General features: G+C 71.7%; 20 protein-coding genes and 3 tRNA genes. 15 read left to right on the top strand and 8 right to left on the bottom strand.

The window, feature by feature from the left end; all coding sequences use genetic code 11:
* Positions 1 to 25: 25 nt before the first annotated feature.
* Positions 26 to 481, bottom strand: coding sequence for a hypothetical protein (locus AB0C16_RS11045; RefSeq protein WP_357681317.1), 456 nt, complete (start codon positions 479 to 481; stop codon positions 26 to 28).
* Between the two features lie 348 nt (positions 482 to 829).
* On the opposite strand from AB0C16_RS11045, the gene AB0C16_RS11040 reads away from it, so the two are divergent.
* On the top strand, positions 830 to 1,117 hold the full coding sequence (locus AB0C16_RS11040; protein WP_357681315.1) for a DUF1540 domain-containing protein: 288 nt from the start codon (positions 830 to 832) through the stop codon (positions 1,115 to 1,117).
* Between the two features lie 56 nt (positions 1,118 to 1,173).
* Here AB0C16_RS11040 and AB0C16_RS11035 read toward each other — a convergent pair whose 3' ends face one another.
* Both AB0C16_RS11035 and AB0C16_RS11030 read right to left on the bottom strand, forming a co-directional pair.
* A complete protein-coding gene (locus AB0C16_RS11035; protein WP_357681313.1) occupies positions 1,174 to 1,722 on the bottom strand; it encodes a GNAT family protein in 549 nt (182 codons plus the stop codon).
* 43 nt (positions 1,723 to 1,765) lie between these two features.
* On the bottom strand, positions 1,766 to 2,473 hold the full coding sequence (locus AB0C16_RS11030; protein ID WP_357681311.1) for a hypothetical protein: 708 nt from the start codon (positions 2,471 to 2,473) through the stop codon (positions 1,766 to 1,768).
* Positions 2,474 to 2,729: 256 nt separating this feature from the next.
* Here AB0C16_RS11030 and AB0C16_RS11025 point away from each other — a divergent pair, with 256 nt between their 5' ends.
* Positions 2,730 to 4,022, top strand: coding sequence for an MFS transporter (locus AB0C16_RS11025; RefSeq protein WP_357681309.1), 1,293 nt, complete (start codon positions 2,730 to 2,732; stop codon positions 4,020 to 4,022).
* Between the two features lie 3 nt (positions 4,023 to 4,025).
* On the opposite strand, the gene AB0C16_RS11020 is transcribed toward AB0C16_RS11025, so the two are convergent.
* Both AB0C16_RS11020 and AB0C16_RS11015 read right to left on the bottom strand, forming a co-directional pair.
* Positions 4,026 to 4,193: a hypothetical protein gene (locus tag AB0C16_RS11020; RefSeq protein ID WP_357681307.1), complete on the bottom strand. Its 168-nt coding sequence runs from the start codon at positions 4,191 to 4,193 to the stop codon at positions 4,026 to 4,028.
* 18 nt (positions 4,194 to 4,211) lie between these two features.
* Positions 4,212 to 5,519 carry an MFS transporter gene (locus AB0C16_RS11015; RefSeq protein ID WP_357681305.1) on the bottom strand — a complete coding sequence of 436 codons (1,308 nt, stop codon included), beginning with the start codon at positions 5,517 to 5,519 and terminating at the stop codon, positions 4,212 to 4,214.
* A gap of 85 nt (positions 5,520 to 5,604) precedes the next feature.
* Here AB0C16_RS11015 and AB0C16_RS11010 point away from each other — a divergent pair, with 85 nt between their 5' ends.
* The 5 genes from AB0C16_RS11010 to AB0C16_RS10990 all read left to right on the top strand — a co-directional run bounded on the left by AB0C16_RS11010 (position 5,605) and on the right by AB0C16_RS10990 (position 9,308).
* Entirely contained in the window at positions 5,605 to 6,291 is a 687-nt protein-coding gene (locus tag AB0C16_RS11010; RefSeq protein WP_357681303.1) for a GntR family transcriptional regulator, read from the top strand.
* 9 nt (positions 6,292 to 6,300) lie between these two features.
* On the top strand, positions 6,301 to 6,663 hold the full coding sequence (locus AB0C16_RS11005; protein WP_357681301.1) for a DUF2203 domain-containing protein: 363 nt from the start codon (positions 6,301 to 6,303) through the stop codon (positions 6,661 to 6,663).
* A 102-nt stretch (positions 6,664 to 6,765) separates the two neighbouring features.
* The gene (locus AB0C16_RS11000; protein ID WP_357681299.1) at positions 6,766 to 7,767 is read left to right on the top strand and encodes a hypothetical protein; all 1,002 of its coding nucleotides are present in this window, start codon (positions 6,766 to 6,768) and stop codon (positions 7,765 to 7,767) included.
* A gap of 5 nt (positions 7,768 to 7,772) precedes the next feature.
* A complete protein-coding gene (locus tag AB0C16_RS10995) occupies positions 7,773 to 8,738 on the top strand; it encodes a hypothetical protein (protein WP_357681297.1) in 966 nt (321 codons plus the stop codon).
* A gap of 42 nt (positions 8,739 to 8,780) precedes the next feature.
* Positions 8,781 to 9,308, top strand: coding sequence for a CGNR zinc finger domain-containing protein (locus AB0C16_RS10990; protein WP_357681295.1), 528 nt, complete (start codon positions 8,781 to 8,783; stop codon positions 9,306 to 9,308).
* 6 nt (positions 9,309 to 9,314) lie between these two features.
* On the opposite strand, the gene AB0C16_RS10985 is transcribed toward AB0C16_RS10990, so the two are convergent.
* A complete protein-coding gene (locus AB0C16_RS10985; RefSeq protein ID WP_357681293.1) occupies positions 9,315 to 10,670 on the bottom strand; it encodes an MFS transporter in 1,356 nt (451 codons plus the stop codon).
* Positions 10,671 to 10,882: 212 nt separating this feature from the next.
* On the opposite strand from AB0C16_RS10985, the gene AB0C16_RS10980 reads away from it, so the two are divergent.
* Positions 10,883 to 11,512, top strand: a complete 630-nt coding sequence (locus tag AB0C16_RS10980) for an alpha-ketoglutarate-dependent dioxygenase AlkB (RefSeq protein ID WP_357681291.1) — start codon at positions 10,883 to 10,885, stop codon at positions 11,510 to 11,512.
* 279 nt (positions 11,513 to 11,791) lie between these two features.
* Complete coding sequence (locus tag AB0C16_RS10975; RefSeq protein WP_357681289.1) at positions 11,792 to 12,775, top strand: putative protein N(5)-glutamine methyltransferase; 984 nt, start codon at positions 11,792 to 11,794, stop codon at positions 12,773 to 12,775.
* A 685-nt stretch (positions 12,776 to 13,460) separates the two neighbouring features.
* Here the strand turns inward: AB0C16_RS10975 and dusB are convergent.
* Positions 13,461 to 14,570, bottom strand: coding sequence for a tRNA dihydrouridine synthase DusB (dusB, locus tag AB0C16_RS10970; RefSeq protein ID WP_357681287.1), 1,110 nt, complete (start codon positions 14,568 to 14,570; stop codon positions 13,461 to 13,463).
* 82 nt (positions 14,571 to 14,652) lie between these two features.
* On the opposite strand from dusB, the gene AB0C16_RS10965 reads away from it, so the two are divergent.
* The 5 genes from AB0C16_RS10965 (at position 14,653) to AB0C16_RS10945 (ending at position 16,127) form a co-directional block, all read left to right on the top strand.
* A complete protein-coding gene (locus AB0C16_RS10965) occupies positions 14,653 to 15,288 on the top strand; it encodes an ACT domain-containing protein (protein WP_357681284.1) in 636 nt (211 codons plus the stop codon).
* Positions 15,289 to 15,326: 38 nt separating this feature from the next.
* Positions 15,327 to 15,398, top strand: a tRNA-Gly gene (locus AB0C16_RS10960).
* A 15-nt stretch (positions 15,399 to 15,413) separates the two neighbouring features.
* Positions 15,414 to 15,487: transfer RNA gene (locus AB0C16_RS10955), tRNA-Cys, on the top strand.
* A gap of 1 nt (position 15,488) precedes the next feature.
* Positions 15,489 to 15,563 (top strand) — tRNA-Val (locus AB0C16_RS10950).
* A gap of 156 nt (positions 15,564 to 15,719) precedes the next feature.
* The gene (locus AB0C16_RS10945) at positions 15,720 to 16,127 is read left to right on the top strand and encodes a TIGR03667 family PPOX class F420-dependent oxidoreductase (RefSeq protein WP_357681282.1); all 408 of its coding nucleotides are present in this window, start codon (positions 15,720 to 15,722) and stop codon (positions 16,125 to 16,127) included.
* 158 nt (positions 16,128 to 16,285) lie between these two features.
* Here the strand turns inward: AB0C16_RS10945 and AB0C16_RS10940 are convergent, their stop codons facing one another.
* On the bottom strand, positions 16,286 to 17,269 hold the full coding sequence (locus AB0C16_RS10940; RefSeq protein ID WP_357681280.1) for a hypothetical protein: 984 nt from the start codon (positions 17,267 to 17,269) through the stop codon (positions 16,286 to 16,288).
* A 7-nt stretch (positions 17,270 to 17,276) separates the two neighbouring features.
* Here AB0C16_RS10940 and AB0C16_RS10935 point away from each other — a divergent pair, with 7 nt between their 5' ends.
* On the top strand, positions 17,277 to 17,840 hold the full coding sequence (locus AB0C16_RS10935) for a hypothetical protein (RefSeq protein WP_357681279.1): 564 nt from the start codon (positions 17,277 to 17,279) through the stop codon (positions 17,838 to 17,840).
* Positions 17,841 to 17,945 lie beyond the last annotated feature (105 nt).

The raw sequence follows: 17,945 nt of genomic DNA, 5'->3' as shown, positions 1-17,945 counted from the left end.
CAGGGACTAGAGAAGGGGGCGGGGGCTAGAGAAAGGGGCGGGTGGCTGTGACGAGGTCGGGGACCGCGTCGTGGGTGTCGATGTAGAGGGCGAAGTCGGGGGTGCGCTCGCGGACGTCGCGGTCGCGGATCGCGAACACCGCCGGGGCCGCTCCCACCTCGCCGTAACGGGCGGCGACCGCGGCGGAGACCGCCCGCCGCACGTCGGCGACCACGCCGGCCGGCGTGTGACCGGGCCCCGAGGCGGCGAGGTGGCCGAGCATGCCCGCGAACCGCAGCTCGACGTCGGCCGCGGGCCGCTGCCGGGGGAGCACCGGCCGGTCGAGCCAGAACACCTTGCCGGCCAGGAACGCCTCGTAGCTCGCGCCGTCATGGTCGAGCGTGCGCGCCGTCTCGGCGAGCAGCTCGCCGAACCCGGCCAGGTCGGCGCCGGGCGGCAGGTCCGTGGTGATGAACAACGGCACGATCAGCGAGTCGAGCATCTGGGTGATCCCTCCGTGAGGAGGCTCATCGTAGGGGGCGCCACCGACAATCCCACGGGACTCCGGACCGTGTCGTCAAGCGGGAGCCCCCGCCGGAGAAGGCCGGGGCGGAGCGGTCCGGCTGAGCGGATTCGTACTGAGTGGGTTTGTGCTGAACGGTTCGTGATGGCCCGGCGCGGCCGCCCGCCGGGTCACCGGCGTCGCCGGAGCGAAGGGAGGTCTATGGCGAGGCTTAGCGGTCCCGTGGGCTTAACTTCCTGATCGGGGACGGTATGAGACAGGCGCGAGCGCCCACGCCGGCCGGAGAGCCCGTCGATCCCGTGGCCCGCTCGCCGAAGGAGACCCGCGATGAAGATGCCCGTCGTGAACCAGTGCGAGGCGGAAGCCTGCGCGTACAACCGTGAGCGCGTCTGCCACGCCTCGGCCATCACCGTCGGCGACGCGCCGCAGCAGGCGCACTGCGACACGTTCTTCACCGCGTCCGCCAAGGGCGGCGATCCCTCCGCCGTCGGACGGGTCGGGGCGTGCAAGGTGGCCGACTGCCGGCACAACACCCACTACGAATGCCAGGCACCCGGCATCGAGGTGGGCTACGTGAGCAACAGGGCCGACTGCATGACCTACGCGCCGGCCTAGCCGGTGCCCCGAGGCGGGGTCCCCGGCGGACCCGGCACACCCGACGCCGGAGATCTCTAGCGGTCGATCCACCTGTCCTTCAGGGCCGCGTGGACGACGGAGTCGCGCCAGCCGCCGGGCGTGAGCACGTGGCGCGGGACGAGCCCCTCCTCGATCATGCCCGCCGTCAGCATGGCCAGCTGGGCGGGCAGGTTGGCGGGCGCGCGGGCGCCCCAGATGCGGTGCAGCCCCAGCTGCTTGAACCCGAACGACAGCAGCAGCTTGATCAGGTCGGTGCCCATGCCCCGGCCCCACTGGTCGGGCCGCAGGCCGAGGCCGATCTCCGCGCTGTGCGGCTGGTCGGCCTCGATGTGCAGGCGCGCCACCCCGATCACGTCGCGGTGGTCGGCGTCGACCACCGCGAGTACGTACAGCTGGCGCGGCTCGGTTTCGGCGGCCCGCAGCGCCTCCTCGACCAGCCCTGTGACCTGCGGGAACGTCAGTGGCTCGAACGGCATGTACTGCGTGGCCGCGGGATCGCCGTAGATGGCGTGCAGCGCCGCCACGTCGGCCTCCGTGACGTCGCGCAGGCCCAGACGCGCACCTTTGCACTGCACCAGACGCATGCGCAGAAGTAAACGCGACTTTTGTGATCTCTACAACCCCTTGTCAAGTCGCGAGTTGACTCCCGTAAGCTCGCGCGACAAGTTCGGCGATCGCGCCGTGCGCGCCGAGCGGCTCGGCGTGCCCGGCGCCGACTCCGGCGGCGGCCTGCTCGACCAGGCTCTCGGGGACCTCGTGCCCGATCAGGCAGGGGGCGATGGCCAGGCGTTCGGCGCCGGCCGCCCGCAACCGCTGGGCGGCCATCGGCACGCCGGGCTCGCTGTCCAGCGACGCGGCGACGACGGGCAGCGTGAGCCGGGAGGCCAGCAGCACGGCGGTGGCCTGGACGGCGTGCACGGCCTGCGCCCCGCCGGCGGTGCCGAGGATGACCGCGTCGACCGGGCTGCCGACGTTCAGCACCCGCACGCGGTCGGCCCTGGCCAGGCCGCGTTCGGCCAGGCGGATGTGCAGCGCCTCGGCCAGCAGCGGATGCGGGCCGAGCGCCTCGGTGACCGCCGCGCCCGACCCGCTCGCGGCGACGGCCTTGCCGATCTCCGCCAGCACGGCGGGGTCGTCCCAGGTCAGCAGGGGCACCACGATGGCGTCCCGCCCCGAGGGCAGGGAGTCGGCCAGGTCGGCGACCGTTGTCAGGCGTACCTCGATGTGCGGGTTGTCGACGCGGACGACGGCGGCGATCTCGGCGGCCACGCCGGAGGCGCTGCCCGGCGCCGCGAGGACGAGGAGGGGGGCGTCCGGCGGCAGGGACGTGGGCACGGGACGGCGGTGCCGGCCACCGCCCGGCCGGGGGGAACGTTCACGTACAGGCAGGCTCACAGGCGCGCAGTTTATGCCCATTGGAGGCATCTTGTTCCAGGATTCGGCGGAGATTCAATCACAACGTGATCGGTGTGGCCGAGATCACATCGTGATGCTCGAAAACGTTGACTTATCTGCATGAAACGGCAAACTCGGCATCAACTAGAAACGCGTTCTAGAGCGAGTGTCACGCTCCGTCCCAGAAGGATGGGTAATGAAGCCGTTCTATGTCCGCGAGCTGAACGTCTACCCGGTCGGCCGCCGTCGCATCTGGCTGCTGGCGATCGCCGTCCTGGCGAGCCTGGTGGCCAACTTCGAGACCACGATCGCCACCGTCCTGCCGCTCCTGATGGAGGACCTGAGCATGTCGCTCACGGTCTACGGTCAGATCGCGGCCGCCTCCGTCCTGGTCGGCGGGCTGTCGGCGGCGTTCGGTGGCATCCTGTCCGACCGCTGGGGCCGCGTCACCATCCTGGTGCCGACACTCACGATCACCGCGGCCTGCAACTTCCTGCTCGCCACCGTGGACTCGGTCGGCGAGCTGTTCGCGATCCGGTGCCTGATGCTGTTCATCGAGGGCGCCGGGATCACGATCACCGCGTCGCTGGTCCGGGACTTCTCGCCGCGGCTGGGACGGGCACAGGCATTCGCCTTCTGGACCTGGGGCCCGGTCGGCGCCGCCTTCCTGGCCTCCGCGCTGGCCTCCCTGACGCTGCCGCTGTTCGGCAACGCCTGGCAGTCGCAGGCGATCATCATGGGCATCGTCTCGCTGACCATGTGCGGCGTCATCATCTGGCAGATCGCCGAGCCGTCGGCGGCGCTGCGGGCACAGGTGATGACGGCCGAGTCGGCGGTGACCGCCGAGGAGAAGATCGACCCCGGCAAGGTCAGAGAGCTGTTCAGGCATCCGCACCTGTGGGCGCACGTGTTCGGCAACACCGCCTGGCAGGTGCTCTACTGGACCTTCGCGATCTTCGGGCAGACGATCCTGGCCGGCGCGTTCGGGATGGAGACCGCCGCGGCCAACGGCGTCGTCGCCCTCGGCATCGTGGTCAACGCGCTGGCCGTCATCATCGTCGGCCGCGTCTCCGATCGGCTGCAGCTGCGCAAGCCGTTCACCGCCGTGGGCACCGTGCTCACCATCGCGGTGCTCGCCTACTACATCAGCCTGATCGGCCAGAACGTCTCCGCCGGCCACGTCACCCTGGTCTACGCGGCGCTCTTCCTCTGCCTGGGCGTGGCCTACGTCCCGTGGATGGCGAACTTCTCCGAGGACGCCGAGGACGTCGAGTCCCGCCTGCAGGGCGCCGCGCTGGGCATCTGGGGCATGGTCGTCCGGGTCATGATCGTGGTGCTGCTGGTGGTCTCGCCGATGGTGGTCGAGTCGGGTGGCTGGGACGCCTGGCTGTACGTGGCGCTCGCCGGTCAGGCCGTCTTCCTGCTCTCGATGCTCGCCTACAAGGGCGGCTGGCGCCGCGCCGGAACCCCGCCCAAGGTCACGGCCTGACCCTCAGCGTGCCGGGACCAGCGTGAACCGCAGCCCCGTGAGGAAGTCGCCGCCCAGGGTCTGCGGCAGGTCGCGGGCGAGCGAGGCGTTGACCGCGCTCTGCACCTTGACGATGTTGGGACCTCCCGCGCGGGCGGCGGTGGCAGCCGCCGCCCGCGCTTCTCGCGGCAAGATTTCGGAGGCTCGGCCCTACGCCCGCTGCGGCACCTGGCTGTCGCCGGCGGTGAGGTCGAGGTCGCGGGTCTCGGGTGCGATGGCCAGGCCCACGGCGGTGATGGCCAGCGCGACCACCACGTAGATCGACACCGCCAGGGTGGTGCCGTACATGTCGAACAGCTTGATGGCGATGATCGGGGCGATCCCGCCGCCGACGATCCCGGCCACCTGGTAGCCCATCGAGGCGCCGCTGTAACGCAGCCGGGTGCTGAACAGCTCGGCGATGAACGCCGCCTGCGGGCCGTACATGGCGGCGTGCGTGACCAGCGCGACGATCGCGGCGAGCGCGATCAGCGGGAACGACTTCGTGTCGAGCAGCGGGAAGAAGGCGAACACCCAGACCGCGGCGCCGATCACGCCGGCCAGGTAGACCCGCCGCCTGCCGACGCGGTCGGACAGCGCGCCGAACAGCGGGATCAGCAGGAGCTGCAGCGCCGACCCGATCAGCACGGCGTTCAGCCCCACCGAGCGCTGCATCCCCAGCGAGCCGGTCAGGTAGACGAGGATGTACGCGGTGAAGGTGTAGAAGGCCACGTCCACGCCGATGCGCGCGGTGAAGGCCGACAGCAGCGCGCGAGGGTGCGTGCGCAGCACCTCGACCAGCGGCATCCTGGCCTTCGCCCCCGTACGCTCCACCTCCGCGAACAGTGGCGACTCCGACACCTTCACCCGCACCCAGAGGCCGACGAGCACGAGCACGCCCGACAGCAGGAACGGCACCCGCCAGCCCCACGCGAGGAACGCCGCGTCGGACAGCGTGAACGACATGACCGTCAGCAGGGCGGTGGCCAGCACGTAGCCGGCCGGGACACCCACCTGCGGCCAGCTGGCGTTGAAGCCGCGGCGGCGGTTGTCGCCGTGCTCCAGCGACATGATCACCGCGCCGCCCCACTCGCCGCCGAGTCCGAGACCCTGCACGAACCGGAGCGTGGCCAGCAGGATCGGGGCCGCGACGCCGATGCTGTCGTAGCCGGGCAGCAGGCCGATGAGGAAGGTAGCGACGCCCATCACCAGCAGCGTCACGACCAGCACGGTCTTGCGCCCGGCCCGGTCGCCGAAGTGGCCGAAGACGATGCCGCCGAGCGGCCGGGCGACGAACGCGACGGCGTTGGTGGTCAGCGCCAGCAGGGTCGCGTTGAGCGGGTCGAAGGTGGGGAAGAACAGTTTGCCGAAGACCAGGGTGGCGGCCGTCGTGTACAGGAAGAAGTCGTACCACTCCAGCGACGTGCCGATCAGGCTGGCGAGGATCACCCGCCGGGTTTGAGGGGTGGAGCCTGACATCTCATCGCTCCTTACAGTCAGGGGGTTCCTTTCAACGTAAGGATCGTTGAACAATTCGACAAGAGGTTTGTTGGATGATTGCCTGTTGACTGTGAACGACGCCGTTGCCGATCTCGCACAGGACCGCGGCCGGCTGGGGCGCAGCAGCACCGCCGAGCGGGTGGCCGACATCCTGCGAGACCGCATCAGCGAGGGCTTCTTCGAGCCGGGCCAGCGGCTGTCGGAGGAGGCGATCTCCGAGGCGCTCGGCGTGTCGCGCAACACGCTGCGCGAGGCGTTCCGGCTCCTCGGTCACGAACGACTGCTCGACCACCGGCTGAACCGGGGGGTGTTCGTCCGGATCCTGTCGGCCGAGGACGTCGCCGACCTCTACCGGGTGCGCCGCGTGCTCGAAGGCGCCGCCGTCCGCCGGGCCCCGTCGCAGCGGGCGCTGGAGCTGATCGCGGAGGCCGTGGCCGACGGCGAGCGGGCCGCGGCGGCCGACGACTGGCGGGCGGTCGGCACCGCCAACATCCGCTTCCACCAGGCGCTCGTGACGGCCAACCAGAGCCCCCGGCTCGACGAGGCGATGCGCCAGCTGCTGGCCGAGCTCCGGCTCGTCTTCCACGTCATGGCCAATCCGCGCGACTTCCACGAGCCGTTCGTCGCACGCAACCGCCTGCTGCTCGGCCTGCTCCGCGACGGCCGGCTGGAGGAGGCCGCGACCTTCCTCGACGGCTACCTCGACGAGGCCGAGCAGCTTCTCATCCGCGCCTACGAGCCCAACCGCTAGCGTTCGTCCATGGACAGGATGTTCACCCCCGACGAGGCCCGCTCGCTGATGCCGTCGATCCTCGAGGAGACCCGCGAGCTGGTCGCCGCGCGCGCCGACCTCGCCGAGATCGCGTTCGACCGGCAGACCGCCGGCTCCTCAGCGCTGGGTGGCATCCCCGAGCTGAAGGCCCTGGAGGCCCGCATCGAGGAGATCCTGAGCGGCTGGACCGGCCAGGGCATCGAGGTGAAGGGCATCGCCCCCGTCCTGGTCGACTTCCCCTCGCTGCTCGACGGGGTGTCCGTGCGGCTGTGCTGGATCGAGGGCGAGCCCGGCCTGGCCTGGTACCACCGCACCGACCTCGGCTTCGCCGGCCGCCGCCCGCTCGCCTGAGAGCGCGCGGCCGGGGAACGCAGCCCGGGAGTTGTGGCTGAGCTGTGATCAACCGGTCCCACCCGGTGGTGGTCTAACCGGTCGACGAAGGGATCACACACGATGAGGCACACCTCAGTGTCCGCCGCGCTCCTGGTCGCGGCGGTCATCGGCGGGCTGGGGGTCGCACCCGCCGGCGCGCACGCCCAGGAGGGGCCGGCCGTGGCCCGTGCGGCCTGGATCAAGTCCTGTCACGACAGGAAGAACGACACCGACGCCCCCTGCGGGCACTGGCGGCTGATCACGCGGGACGGCGGCGGCGTCGCCCTCCCCGACGCCGCGGCGACGAGGCGCCACGCGACGGGAGCCGTGGCGCACGAGCCGGGCAGGCTGGCCATCAGCGGCGACGGCCGCGTCGTCGCCTACGAGCGGGCCCGCGACCACCGCCTCGTCGTCCGGCGGGTGGCCGGCGGGCCGGTCAAGGAACTGCCCACGTCGCTCGTGCCGAAGGGGATCGGCACCGACGACCTGCTCCTGTACGTGTCGCCGTTGGGCGACAAGGTGCTGGTCGAGTACGTGGACGATTCGGGCAGGCAGCCCACGAAGGTCGTCACCGTCGCCACCGGCCGGACGGCCGAGCTGCCCGCCCGGGACAGCGTGCGGGGCTTCAGCGCCGACGGCGACGAGGTCCTCGCCACGCGCACCGCGGAGGACAACACGACCGCGCTCGTCGTCCACCGGCTCGGCGGCACCTCCACCCAGCGGACGCCGTCGCAGGTCGTGGCCAACGCCCCCGTCACCGCCCTGGCGGCCGACGGCAGGACCGTCGCCGTGTTCGTCTCGGGCGACACCGGCCGTGGGAAGCCGCCCCGGCTGCGGTTGTACGACCTGGAGACCGGCGAGCTGTCGGCCGGCGTGGACCTGGCCCTGAACCCCGGCGCCACCCCGTACTTCGCGCGGTGGACCGCCGACGGCCGGCTCACCGCGACCGTCGTGTCGGCGGAGGACGGCAAGCCGGAGGTGGTGCGGGTGCTCACCGTCGACACCGAGACCGGAGACGTCACGCTGACGGACCGCTACTCGATCAGCAAGACCAGCTACTCGTCCACGAAGGCGGGGGAGTGACGACCATGAGGATCAGGATCGCGGTGGTGGTCGCGGCCGGGCTGAGCACCCTGCTCACGGCCCCGGCACAGGCCGGCCCGCACCACGGGCACGACGGCGTACGGTACGCCTCGATCAAGGCGTGTGAGACGAAGGACGCCGGGCCCCGGCCGTGCGGCGCCTGGCGGCTCGTGATGCACGACGGCTCGCGGCGCGCCCTGCCCGACGCCCAGACCGTCGCCCTGAAGGCCAACGGCAAGCCGTCGGTCACCGGGGTCGCGCCCGTCGCGGTCAGCGGCGACGGGCAGCGGCTGGCCTACCTCACCAAGTCGGGGCGGCTCGCCGTGCGGACGCTCGGCGGCGGCGTGAAGCTGCTGGCCGAGGACGCGCTGCCCCGCGTCGCCCAGCAGGACCTGACGTTCCGGCTCTCCGACGACGGCGGCAGGCTCGCCGTCATCGACGGCAACATGCGCAAGGGCACCCGCGTCTTCGACACCGCCACCGGCGACCTGCTCGGCACGATCCCGGGCACGGAGAGGATGATGGGCTTCAGCGGCGACGGCGGCGAGGTGCTGACCAGCGTGGACGCGGACGAGTCGGTCACCGACCTGGCCGTCTACAGCGACACCGGCGAGCAGCTGCGGCGTGCCACGCCGCCCCAGGTCGTCGCGTGGAACAGCCCGCAGGCCCTCTCGGGCGACGGCCGGACCGTGGCCAACATGGTCATGTCCGGCAAGCCCGAGCTGGTCCTGTACGACATGGAGACCGACCAGGTGACCAGCCGCACCAGGGTCAAGCTGCCCGCCGGATCCGTCCACATGATCGACTGGACCGGCGAGTCGCAGGTGACGCTGCACCTCCTTCAGGAGCGTGACGACAAGGCCGGCCTGATGACGATCGTGCGGATCGACACCGGCACCGGAACGGTCAAGACCAGGGACCGCTACGCGATGCTGAAGGACAGCTACGTCTTCGCCGCCTGCGGCGGCTGATCCTCCTCTGGTTCAGCGGCGCCCGGGACGTACGCTGCGGGGGTGAAGGTTCACTCGACCAAGGCGATGGCGGCCCGGGCGGTCGACCTGTGCGTCGCGCTGCTGCACCGGGAGCCGTCCGCCGAGTCGGTGTCCCGGGTGCTGCGCGACCACGGCGAGACCGTGACCCCGCCGCTCGACGACGCCGACCTCGCGGCCATGCGCGAGGCGGCGGCGCGGCTCGCGGAGGTCTTCGGCGCGGCCGGTCCCGAGCAGGCCGCGCGGCTGCTGAACCGGATCCTCGCCGACTCCGCCCGCCCGCCACGGCTCAGCAGCCACGGCGGCACGACCACCTGGCACCTGCACGTGGACAGCGGAGACGACGCGCCATGGGCCGAGTGGTTCCTCGCCTCATCCGCCCTGGCCCTGGCCGTGCTCCTGGCCGACCACCAGCGGGTGCCGGGCGGGCTGTGCGCCTCAGCCGGCTGCCGCCGTCCCTACCTCGACCTGGGAGGCGGCAGCCGGCGGCGCTACTGCGGCACCCGCTGCGCCACCCGCGAACGCGTCGCCGCCCACCGCGCCCGCGCCTGAACGCGGTCACGGGCGCGAGCGTCCGGACGGGCGCGACAGCAGGGCGTAGGCCGCCAGGGCCGACACCTGCAGCGCGGCGCCCGCCGGCAGGGCGGTCCCGGTGCCGGACGCGGCCAGGGGGCCGGCCAGCGCGGCGCCGGCGGCGTACGAGGTGATCTTGAGGCTGGCCCCGGTGGTGAAGATCTGGCTCCGCAGGCGAGGCGGGGCCTCGCGGTGCCGTACCGAGAACAGGGCGGTGAGCTGGGGCCCCTCCGCGACGCCGGCCAGGGCGTAGGCGAGCACGGCGACGGCGAAGTGCCCGGCCGTGGCGGCGATCACCATGGCCGCCGCCAGGACCGTCGTGGACCCCGCCAGCACGAGGTCCGGGGTGAACGGCCATCTCGTGACGCGGGCCAGCGCCGCGTTCGCGGCCAGCGCGGTGGCCGCCGTGACGGACAGCAGCAGCGCGCCGTGGCCGGCGCCGCCGGCGAGGCCGGCTCCGAGCAGGGGGGCGCTGACGACCAGCACCGCCACACCGGAGAAGGAGATCATCGAGGTGACCGTCGCCCGCCTCAGCGCGGGATTTGACGCGATCGCCCTGAACCCGGCGGCCAGCTCCTCCCGGATGCCTGCCGGAGTCGTCCCGTGGACCGGAGACTCGACGGCTGTCGCGGGCGACCCGTCCGTCGCGTCCGTCGCGTCCGTCGTGGACGTCGTGGACGTCGTGGACGTTGCGGACGTCGTCGTGACCGTCGCGGACGATGCCGGCGTCGTGGGCGGCGCGGGCGGTTCGGTGTGTGGCGTACGGGGTGAAGGAGGGGGTGAGGCGACGGGAGCCGTACGAACCGGCAGGGCGCGGGCGGCGGGGACGGCGGCGAGCAGGAGGGCGACCGACGCGACCATCGCCGTCGCGCCGCCTCCCGCGGTCGCCACCACGCCGGCCAGGGCGGGGCCCGCGAGCCCGGCGACGTTGTAGCTCATGGAGTCCAGGACGTTGGCCCCCGCCAGCCGTTCCGGACGGACGACGAGGGGAAGTTGGGCGGTCCAGCCGCCGGCCAGGGCCGGGCCGAGCAGTCCGGCGAGCGCGGCCACCCCGATCAGCGCCACCTCGGGCACCCGTCCCAGCCCGAGCAGCACGACGACGAGACCGGTGGCATATCCGAGCAGGCACCGGCCGAGCATCCGGCCGGGCCGCGCGGTGCGATCGAGCAGCACGCCCAGGAACGGCCCGCCGACCGCGGCCGTGGCGGTGAGCCCGGCCAGCAGCCACGACGCCACGGCGGGGGAGCCGGTCAGGGCGAGAGCGGCGAGGAGGAGGGCGGGGCCGGACATCTCGTCTCCGGTGCGCGCGGCCACGGCGCCGACCATGTAACGCGATAACACAGTTGAGACGTTACAGGGGAATGTCCGCGGACGGTAGAAGGCCGCGGGCGCGCGCACCGGCGGGAAGTGGCGGATAGTGGCAGTGGTGGGATCCGGCGGTGGCGTCGGCCCGGCCCGTGCGGACTGCGTGCCGTGCGGGCCGGGCAAGGCGCCCGACGTCAACCCCGCCCCGAGTCGAATGGATGTTTGAATCGCGGCGTAGTATCGGCCGTATGACGGGTGTTTTCCAAGCTTCTCTGCTCGGCCTCGACGAGGACATCGGCGTCGGCCCGCTGGAGGCGACGGTGCGCAGGACGTTCCTCGGCCATGGGGCCTGGGTCGACGTCAGGCCCGGCTGGGTGAGCGGCGCCGACACGCTGTTCGACCGGCTGGCCGAGACCGTGCCGTGGCGGGCGGAGCGGCGGCGGATGTATGACAAGGTCGTCGACGTGCCCCGGCTGCTGAAGTTCTACGACGAGGACGAGCGGCTGCCCGACCCCGTGCTCGACGACGCCAGGCGGGCGCTCAACGCCCACTACGGCGACGAGCTCGGTGAGCCCTTCCGCACGGCCGGCCTGTGCTTCTACCGTGACGGCCGCGACAGCGTCGCGTGGCACGGCGACACCATCGGCAGGGGCGGCACGGAAGACACCATGGTCGCGATCATCTCGGTCGGCGCCCCGCGCCCGCTGCTGCTCCGCCCGCGCGGCGGCGGGCCGTCGATCCGCCACGACCTGGGACACGGCGACCTCATCGTGATGGGCGGCAGTTGCCAGCGCACGTGGGAGCACGCGGTGCCCAAGACGTCCCGGCCCACGGGGCCGCGCATCAGCGTCCAGTTCCGCCCGCGCGGTGTCCGCTGAACCACCCGCCCGAGCGACCTGACCGGGCGCGGGCCGCGGATCTACGGTCAAAGGAGGCGCTGCACCACCGCGACCTGACGATCGAGGGAGGCACCGGCCCGCCCTGATCATGGCCGATCGCCGGATACGGTAGGGTTGCCGTTCTCAATAGCGAATGTCCTAGGAGGTGAGACACATCAACGCCACACCAGGCCGGGTGCTCTCATCTCGCGGCCACACGGTTCGCCCGTCGTAGGCGACCGGGGGAGAGCGCCCGTCGGCATTCCGAAAGGCTCCCTCATGTCGGGTTCCCCCGCGTTTCTCTCTTCAGCCGCCATCGTCACCAGGCTCCGGACCGCCGGCTGCGTGTTCGCCGAGGACGAGGCCCGGATGCTCATCTCCGCCGCCCGCACCGCCGCCGAGCTCGCCACCATGGTGGAGCGACGGGCCGCCGGGCTCCCCCTCGAACACGTCGTCGGCTGGGCCGAGTTCTGCGGCCTGCGCGTGGCGGTCGACCCCGGCGTCTTCGTTCCGCGTCGCCGCACCGAGTTCCTCGTCACCCAGACCCTCACCCTCGCCCGCCGATCCATGGACGCGGATCCAGCGGTCCTGGCCCACCAGGTAGCGGGTCCGCGCGATCGGGCCGTCCCGGGGGACGCCCCCGATCATGGTCTGTCCGCCCCCATCGGAGGTGCGAATCGGGTGGATTCGGATCGCGGGGTCAGGGGCTCCGCCGATCAGGACGACTCCGCCGCGCCGCGCGCCGAGAACAGGCGGCCCGTGGTCGTCGATCTCTGCTGCGGGTCGGGGGCCGTGGGGGCGGCGGTGATCGCGGGTCTCGACGGAGTCGAACTGCACGCGGTCGACATCGACCCGGCCGCGGTGCGCTGTGCCCGCCGTAACCTGGCCGCCGCCGGTCAGGTGTACGAGGGCGACCTGTACGCGCCGTTGCCCGCCTCGTTACGGGGACGCGTCGACGTCCTGGTGGCCAGCGCCCCCTACGTGCCCACCGAGGAGATCGGCCTGCTACCCGCGGAGGCGCGCGTGCACGAGCCGAGAGTCGCGCTCGACGGCGGTGCGGACGGACTCGACGTCGTACGGCGGGTGACCGCCGCGGCGCCCCGGTGGCTGGCGCCGGGCGGCCACCTGCTGGTCGAGACCAGTGAGCACCAGGCGGCGGAGACGGCGCGGGCCATCACCCGCGACGGGCTGGTCGCGCGGGTGGCCAGGTGCGACGAACTGAACGCCACCGTCGTCATCGGCGCCTGGTCCGCCCCGGGCTGACTCCGTCTGTTCGTCTTCGGTGCCTGGTCCGCTCCGGGCTGACTCCGTAGGTTCGTCTTCGGTGCCTGGTCCGCTCCGGGCTGACTCCGTAGGTTCGTCTTCGGTGCCTGGTCCGCCCCGGGCTGACTCCGTCCGTTCGTCTTCGGTACCTGACCCGCTCCGGCCTGACTCCGTCCGTTCGCCGAGTGCCGGGGTCTCAGACCTCGGGTCTGCGACCCGGCGGCTCGGGTGTCCGATCGCGAGCACGGGGGTGGGAGCCGGCCGGGGTGACGGAGTGGTGTGGGCCTCATTCGCAGCGTGTCCGTGCCCGGCGGGGAGACGTTCCGCCAGCTCCGCCCGCCTCCACGGTGCGCAGCACGGTCCCCTGCGAGCCGGAGGCCCACACCACGTCGCGGCTCACCGGCGACAGCCCGCGCAGCCGTGCGGTCACCCCGGTCTGCGTGAGCTCCCAGCCTGGTGAGGGCGCACCCGCGTGGGGCGGGAAGCGGGGCCGGAAGCGGGGCGGACGCGAGCAGGCAGGCCGCCGCCAGGGCACGGAACGCGAAAGTGGGCCTCAGGCCGGGCAACCTAATCAAGAGATCAAGACCGTCCATGGCGAGTGTCGACGGCCTGGCCCGCCCTGGACCCGTCGCCGGTGGGGCACAGTGCGGCACCGAGGCCGCGCCGACCGGTCCACACGCAACCCTCAGCCGCCGGATATGTCGGATTCGGCGTCTTCAGGCACCACGGAGTCCCACGGATCGTCCAGCCAGCCGTCCGGCAACTGCACCTTGCCCCGCTCGCCGGACTTGCCGCGCGGCGTGTCGGTGTTGGCCGGCCACGGCTGGTCGTGATCGAGCTTGGCCAGCCCCTCGCGCAGCCCGTCGAGCGACTCGGCCGTGGCCAGCTCGCGCCGGAGCTCACCGCCCACCGTGAACCCCTTGAGATACCACCCCACGTGCTTGCGGAAGTCGGCCACCGCGTAGCGCTCCTGGTCGAAGCAGCGGGTCAGCCCCTCGGCGTGCCTGGCCATCACCCCGGCCACCTCGCCCAGCGTGGGCCGGACCCGGTCGGCGAGCCCGTTGAACGCGTTGTCCAGGTCCTTGAACAGCCACGGCCGCCCCAGGCAGCCGCGCCCCACCACGACCCCGTCGCACCCCGTCCGGGCCATCATCCGCAGCGCGTCGTCGGCGCACCAGATGTCGCCGTTGCCGAGCACCGGGATCTCCGGCACCGCCTCCTTGAGCCTGGCGATCGCGTCCCAGTCGGCGACACCGCCGTAGTGCTGCCTGGCCGTGCGGGCGTGCAGGGCGATCGCCGCGACCCCCTCCTCGACCGCGATGCGGCCCGCGTCGAGGTAGGTGAGGTGGTCGTCGTCGATGCCCATGCGCATCTTCATCGTCACGGGCAGCGGGCCCGCGCCCGCCACCGCCTCGCGCAGGATCCGCCGCAGCAGATGCCTCTTGTACGGCAGCGCCGAACCGCCTCCGCGCCTGGTCACCTTGGGCACCGGGCAGCCGAAGTTGAGGTCGATGTGGTCGGCCAGGTCCTCGTCGGCGATCATCCTGACCGCCCGGCCCACGATGACCGGGTCGACCCCGTAGAGCTGGATGCTCCTGGGCTTCTCGGACTCCGCGAACCTGATCATCCTGAGCGTCTTGGGATTGCGCTCGACCAGCGCCCGCGTCGTGATCATCTCGCACACGAACAGCCCGGCCCCCTGCTCGCGGCAGAGCACCCGGAACGGCGCGTTGGTGATGCCGGCCATCGGCGCCAGCACCACCGGCGGCCACACCTCTATCGGCCCAATCTTCACCCCGTCAGTTGTAGCGCAGGTCAGGCCGTGACCGGTATTCGCGGATAGGCTGTGACCAGGCATCTACGTGGGGAGGGCCTGGATGCTCCTGCGAGTGCGCGTCGCGCTGCCCGATCGGCCGGGATCGCTGGCGCAGGTCACCCGGGTGCTCGGCGCCGCCGGAGCCGACATCACCCAGGTCACCGTGCTCGACAGGGGCGCGGGCCGGGCGGTCGACGACATCACCGTCTTCTGTCCCGAGAGCACTCCCAAGGATTCGCTGGGCAAGAGCCTGCAGGGCGTCCCCGGGGTGACGGTCGAAGGCATCTGGACCACCCGCGAGGCTCCGGGCACCTACCCGGAGCTGGAGATCCTCAAATACATCACCACGGCCGGCGACAGGGGGCTGACCACGCTGGTCGACTCGCTGCCGGTGCTGTTCAGCGCCGACTGGGCCGCCACGAGCACCGGGCAGGGCGTCGTCTACGCCAGCTGGCGCGCGCCGCAGAGGGTGACGCTGCCGGCGGAGATCCCGCCGCGTCCCGTCGCCCGCACACTCGACGACGGTCTGCACGTCATCCACGCCCCGCTGCCGCCGCTCGCGCTCACCCTGTTGCTGGCCCGCTCCGAAGGCCCCGCCTTCCACCGCACCGAGGTTCACCGGCTCGCCCGCATCCTCGAGATCTTCCTGAGCCTGCCCGCCACCGAGCGGAGCGTGGCGCGGCAACTGCGCAAGTGAGCATCCGGTCCGAAAACCCGCTAGAGTGGTCGGGCAACGCGGAAGTGGCTCAGTGGTAGAGCATCACCTTGCCAAGGTGAGGGTCGCGGGTTCGAATCCCGTCTTCCGCTCGGAGATCCTGTCTCGGTGGAGTGGCCGAGAGGCGAGGCAGCGGCCTGCAAAGCCGTCCACACGGGTTCAAATCCCGTCTCCACCTCCAAGGACGATTAGCTCAGCGGGAGAGCGCTTCCCTGACACGGAAGAGGTCACTGGTTCAATCCCAGTATCGTCCACCACATGACGAAGCCCCAGGCGATGAGCCTGGGGCTTCGTGCCGTCACCGGCAGGCGCTACTCCTGCCGCCCATGCCTATGACCGGTCGTGTCGTGGCCGGCTGATCGAGTGACCGCCCAATCCCGTGATCGTCCGATCGTGTCATCTACGATCGGACAGTGGCTGTTGACCTGATTCCCGAGCCGTTTCGTGAGCGGATGGCCGAAGACGAGGTGGTCTGGCTGACGACCGTGGGCGCCGATGGCACGCCGCAGCCCAATCCGGTCTGGTTCCTGTGGGAGGGCGACGGTTCCGTGCTGACCTTCAGCAGGCCCGACGCCAGGCGGCTTCGCCACGTCCGGGCCAGGCCCAGGGTCTCGCTCAACCTCAACAGCACACCCAAGGGCGGCGAAGTGCTCGTACTGACCGGTGATGCCGAGATCCTGGACGGTAGTCCGATCGACTTTCCCGCGTACGTCGCGAAATATCGGTCGGAGATGGAGCGGATCGTCGGCAGCGTCGAGGAGTTCGACGGCGAATACTCCGTGCCCATGCGCATCACCGTGACCGCGGTCAGGGGCTTCTGACCGCGGCGGCCTCCCTGGAGTGAGTCCCGGCGCGGGCCAGGGCCTGCCACTCAGGTGCGGGCCGGTGGCGGCACGGGTCAGGGCCTGCCGCCCGGTGTGGGCCGGTGACCGTACGGGGGAGAGGTTGCCGGTCAAGTGCGGGCCGGTGACCGTACGGGTCAGAGTCTGCCGTTGAGGCGGAGGACGGTGATGGCGTGGACGGTCGCGTGGCCGCGCCAGTCGAGGACGCCCGCGGGCGAGATCTTGGCGTAGTCCACGGACCACCCGCCGTCCGCCTGCTGCAGCCCGGCCAGCCGGTCCAGCTCGGCGTCGATCATCTCCGGGGCGAACAGCGCCCGCGCGGGACCGTCCGGGAACGCGGAGAAGTCCAGCGGACGCATCTTCTCGTCCTGCGTGCCGCCCGCGACGGGCATCATGCCGTCGGCGGGGATGTACTCACCGAGCCGTTCGAGCAGGGCCGCCGTCTCGGGGCGGGTGGCGTGCACGGCGTCCAGGAAGCGCACCGCGAAGGCCAGGAGCATGGCGTGCGGTGTCTCGTCGATCGCCTCGATCGCGGCCAGGCAGTACCGGGTGGCCCGCTCCAGCCACGGGTGCGCGGCGACGGCCGGGTCGTGGGCGGCGACGCGCAGCGCGACGGCCGCGACGCAGGCGGTCATCTGCAGCGACGATGCCGAGGGGTCGGAATCCGCCCACCAGGGTGCGTTGCCCGCGGTGGACGTGACCGGCAGCGCGAACGGCAGCCCGCCGTCCGGCAGCGTCACCGACTCCAGCCAGTCGCACAGCGCCACGGCCTGCGGCGCGACGGCCGGGGCGATGTCCTCGAAGACCTCGAAGGCGTGCAACGCCGCTCCGGGCTGACTCTCGGGCGAGCGCAGGTCGGGCTCCAGGCCCCATCCGTAGCCGCCGTCGGCGTTGCGGTAGGCGTCGAGGGCCGCCAGGGCGGAGGCCGGGCCGGCTCCGTTCATCAGCAGGTGGAAGCGGTGCCGGTCCAGTATGCGGGCGTGGGTCGCCATGAAGCCGGCGGCCGCGTCGAGGTCGAGTTCCATACGTCGATCGTGCCCGCACGGCGCGACCGGAGTCTTGTACGTTCCGGCCGTCGCCCGCCTGCGGCCGTCCGCCGAGGGGATGGCCGCTTTTACCATGGGGACCATGGTCATCTCACTGCTGTTAGCCGTCACCGTCGCCGTGCCCAACGGATTTCTGCTCTACGAGAAGGCCGCGGCCGTCAAGGACGACGACCCCGAGACCAGTTGGGCGGTGAGCGGCCGGAAGACCGCCCGGCTCGTGGTCAACCCGTGTGACAGGGCCGGGCTCGGCCAGGCCGGACGCGTCTCGGCCAAGACCATCGTCTACACGGCGGTGCCCGACTTCTCCAGGTCCGAGCAGGTGATCCTCTACCGTTCCGCGACGGCCGCCCGCAAGGCCGTGAAGGACCTGCGTAAGGCGGTGTCCACCTGCCGCATCAGCGGATACAGGTACGCGGGACGCACGGTCGGGCTCGGCGACGAGGCCCTGGCCGTCACCGGGCAGAGCTACCAGGGACGGCACCCGGCCATCGGCGGCGAGCGTGGCATCGTGGCCCGCAGGGCCAACGCCCTGGTGATCTACACGCAAGCCGGGGAGTGGGGCAAGCCCGCCAAGGCGGACTTCGCGCGGCAGACCAGGGATGCCAAGCGCATGCTTGGCAAGATCTGCGACATCGCCACATGCTGAATGTCCCGATCTTGAGACATTGTCATGACACGATGACGAACTTTTCTCCCAGAGACTAAGAGATACAGCCGTGTGCCGGGGCGCCCTTGCCAGTCCGTCCCGGCA

Source organism: Nonomuraea sp. NPDC048916, from assembly GCF_040649575.1.
In the GTDB taxonomy this organism is placed as follows: domain Bacteria; phylum Actinomycetota; class Actinomycetes; order Streptosporangiales; family Streptosporangiaceae; genus Nonomuraea.
Note: the sequence above shows the minus strand (reverse complement) of the source record. Positions and strands in the feature narration are given on the sequence as shown.

What these genes read in the sequence shown, in the direction of transcription:
- AB0C16_RS11045 (WP_357681317.1), bottom strand. Translation starts at nt 481, where the DNA reads ATGCTCGACTCGCTGATCGTGCCGTTGTTCATCACCACGGACCTGCCG.
- AB0C16_RS11040 (WP_357681315.1), top strand. Translation starts at nt 830, where the DNA reads ATGAAGATGCCCGTCGTGAACCAGTGCGAGGCGGAAGCCTGCGCGTAC.
- AB0C16_RS11035 (WP_357681313.1), bottom strand. Translation starts at nt 1,722, where the DNA reads ATGCGTCTGGTGCAGTGCAAAGGTGCGCGTCTGGGCCTGCGCGACGTC.
- AB0C16_RS11025 (WP_357681309.1), top strand. Translation starts at nt 2,730, where the DNA reads ATGAAGCCGTTCTATGTCCGCGAGCTGAACGTCTACCCGGTCGGCCGC.
- AB0C16_RS11015 (WP_357681305.1), bottom strand. Translation starts at nt 5,519, where the DNA reads ATGTCAGGCTCCACCCCTCAAACCCGGCGGGTGATCCTCGCCAGCCTG.
- AB0C16_RS11005 (WP_357681301.1), top strand. Translation starts at nt 6,301, where the DNA reads ATGGACAGGATGTTCACCCCCGACGAGGCCCGCTCGCTGATGCCGTCG.
- AB0C16_RS11000 (WP_357681299.1), top strand. Translation starts at nt 6,766, where the DNA reads ATGAGGCACACCTCAGTGTCCGCCGCGCTCCTGGTCGCGGCGGTCATC.
- AB0C16_RS10995 (WP_357681297.1), top strand. Translation starts at nt 7,773, where the DNA reads ATGAGGATCAGGATCGCGGTGGTGGTCGCGGCCGGGCTGAGCACCCTG.
- AB0C16_RS10980 (WP_357681291.1), top strand. Translation starts at nt 10,883, where the DNA reads ATGACGGGTGTTTTCCAAGCTTCTCTGCTCGGCCTCGACGAGGACATC.
- AB0C16_RS10975 (WP_357681289.1), top strand. Translation starts at nt 11,792, where the DNA reads ATGTCGGGTTCCCCCGCGTTTCTCTCTTCAGCCGCCATCGTCACCAGG.
- AB0C16_RS10965 (WP_357681284.1), top strand. Translation starts at nt 14,653, where the DNA reads ATGCTCCTGCGAGTGCGCGTCGCGCTGCCCGATCGGCCGGGATCGCTG.
- AB0C16_RS10940 (WP_357681280.1), bottom strand. Translation starts at nt 17,269, where the DNA reads ATGGTAAAAGCGGCCATCCCCTCGGCGGACGGCCGCAGGCGGGCGACG.
- AB0C16_RS10935 (WP_357681279.1), top strand. Translation starts at nt 17,277, where the DNA reads ATGGTCATCTCACTGCTGTTAGCCGTCACCGTCGCCGTGCCCAACGGA.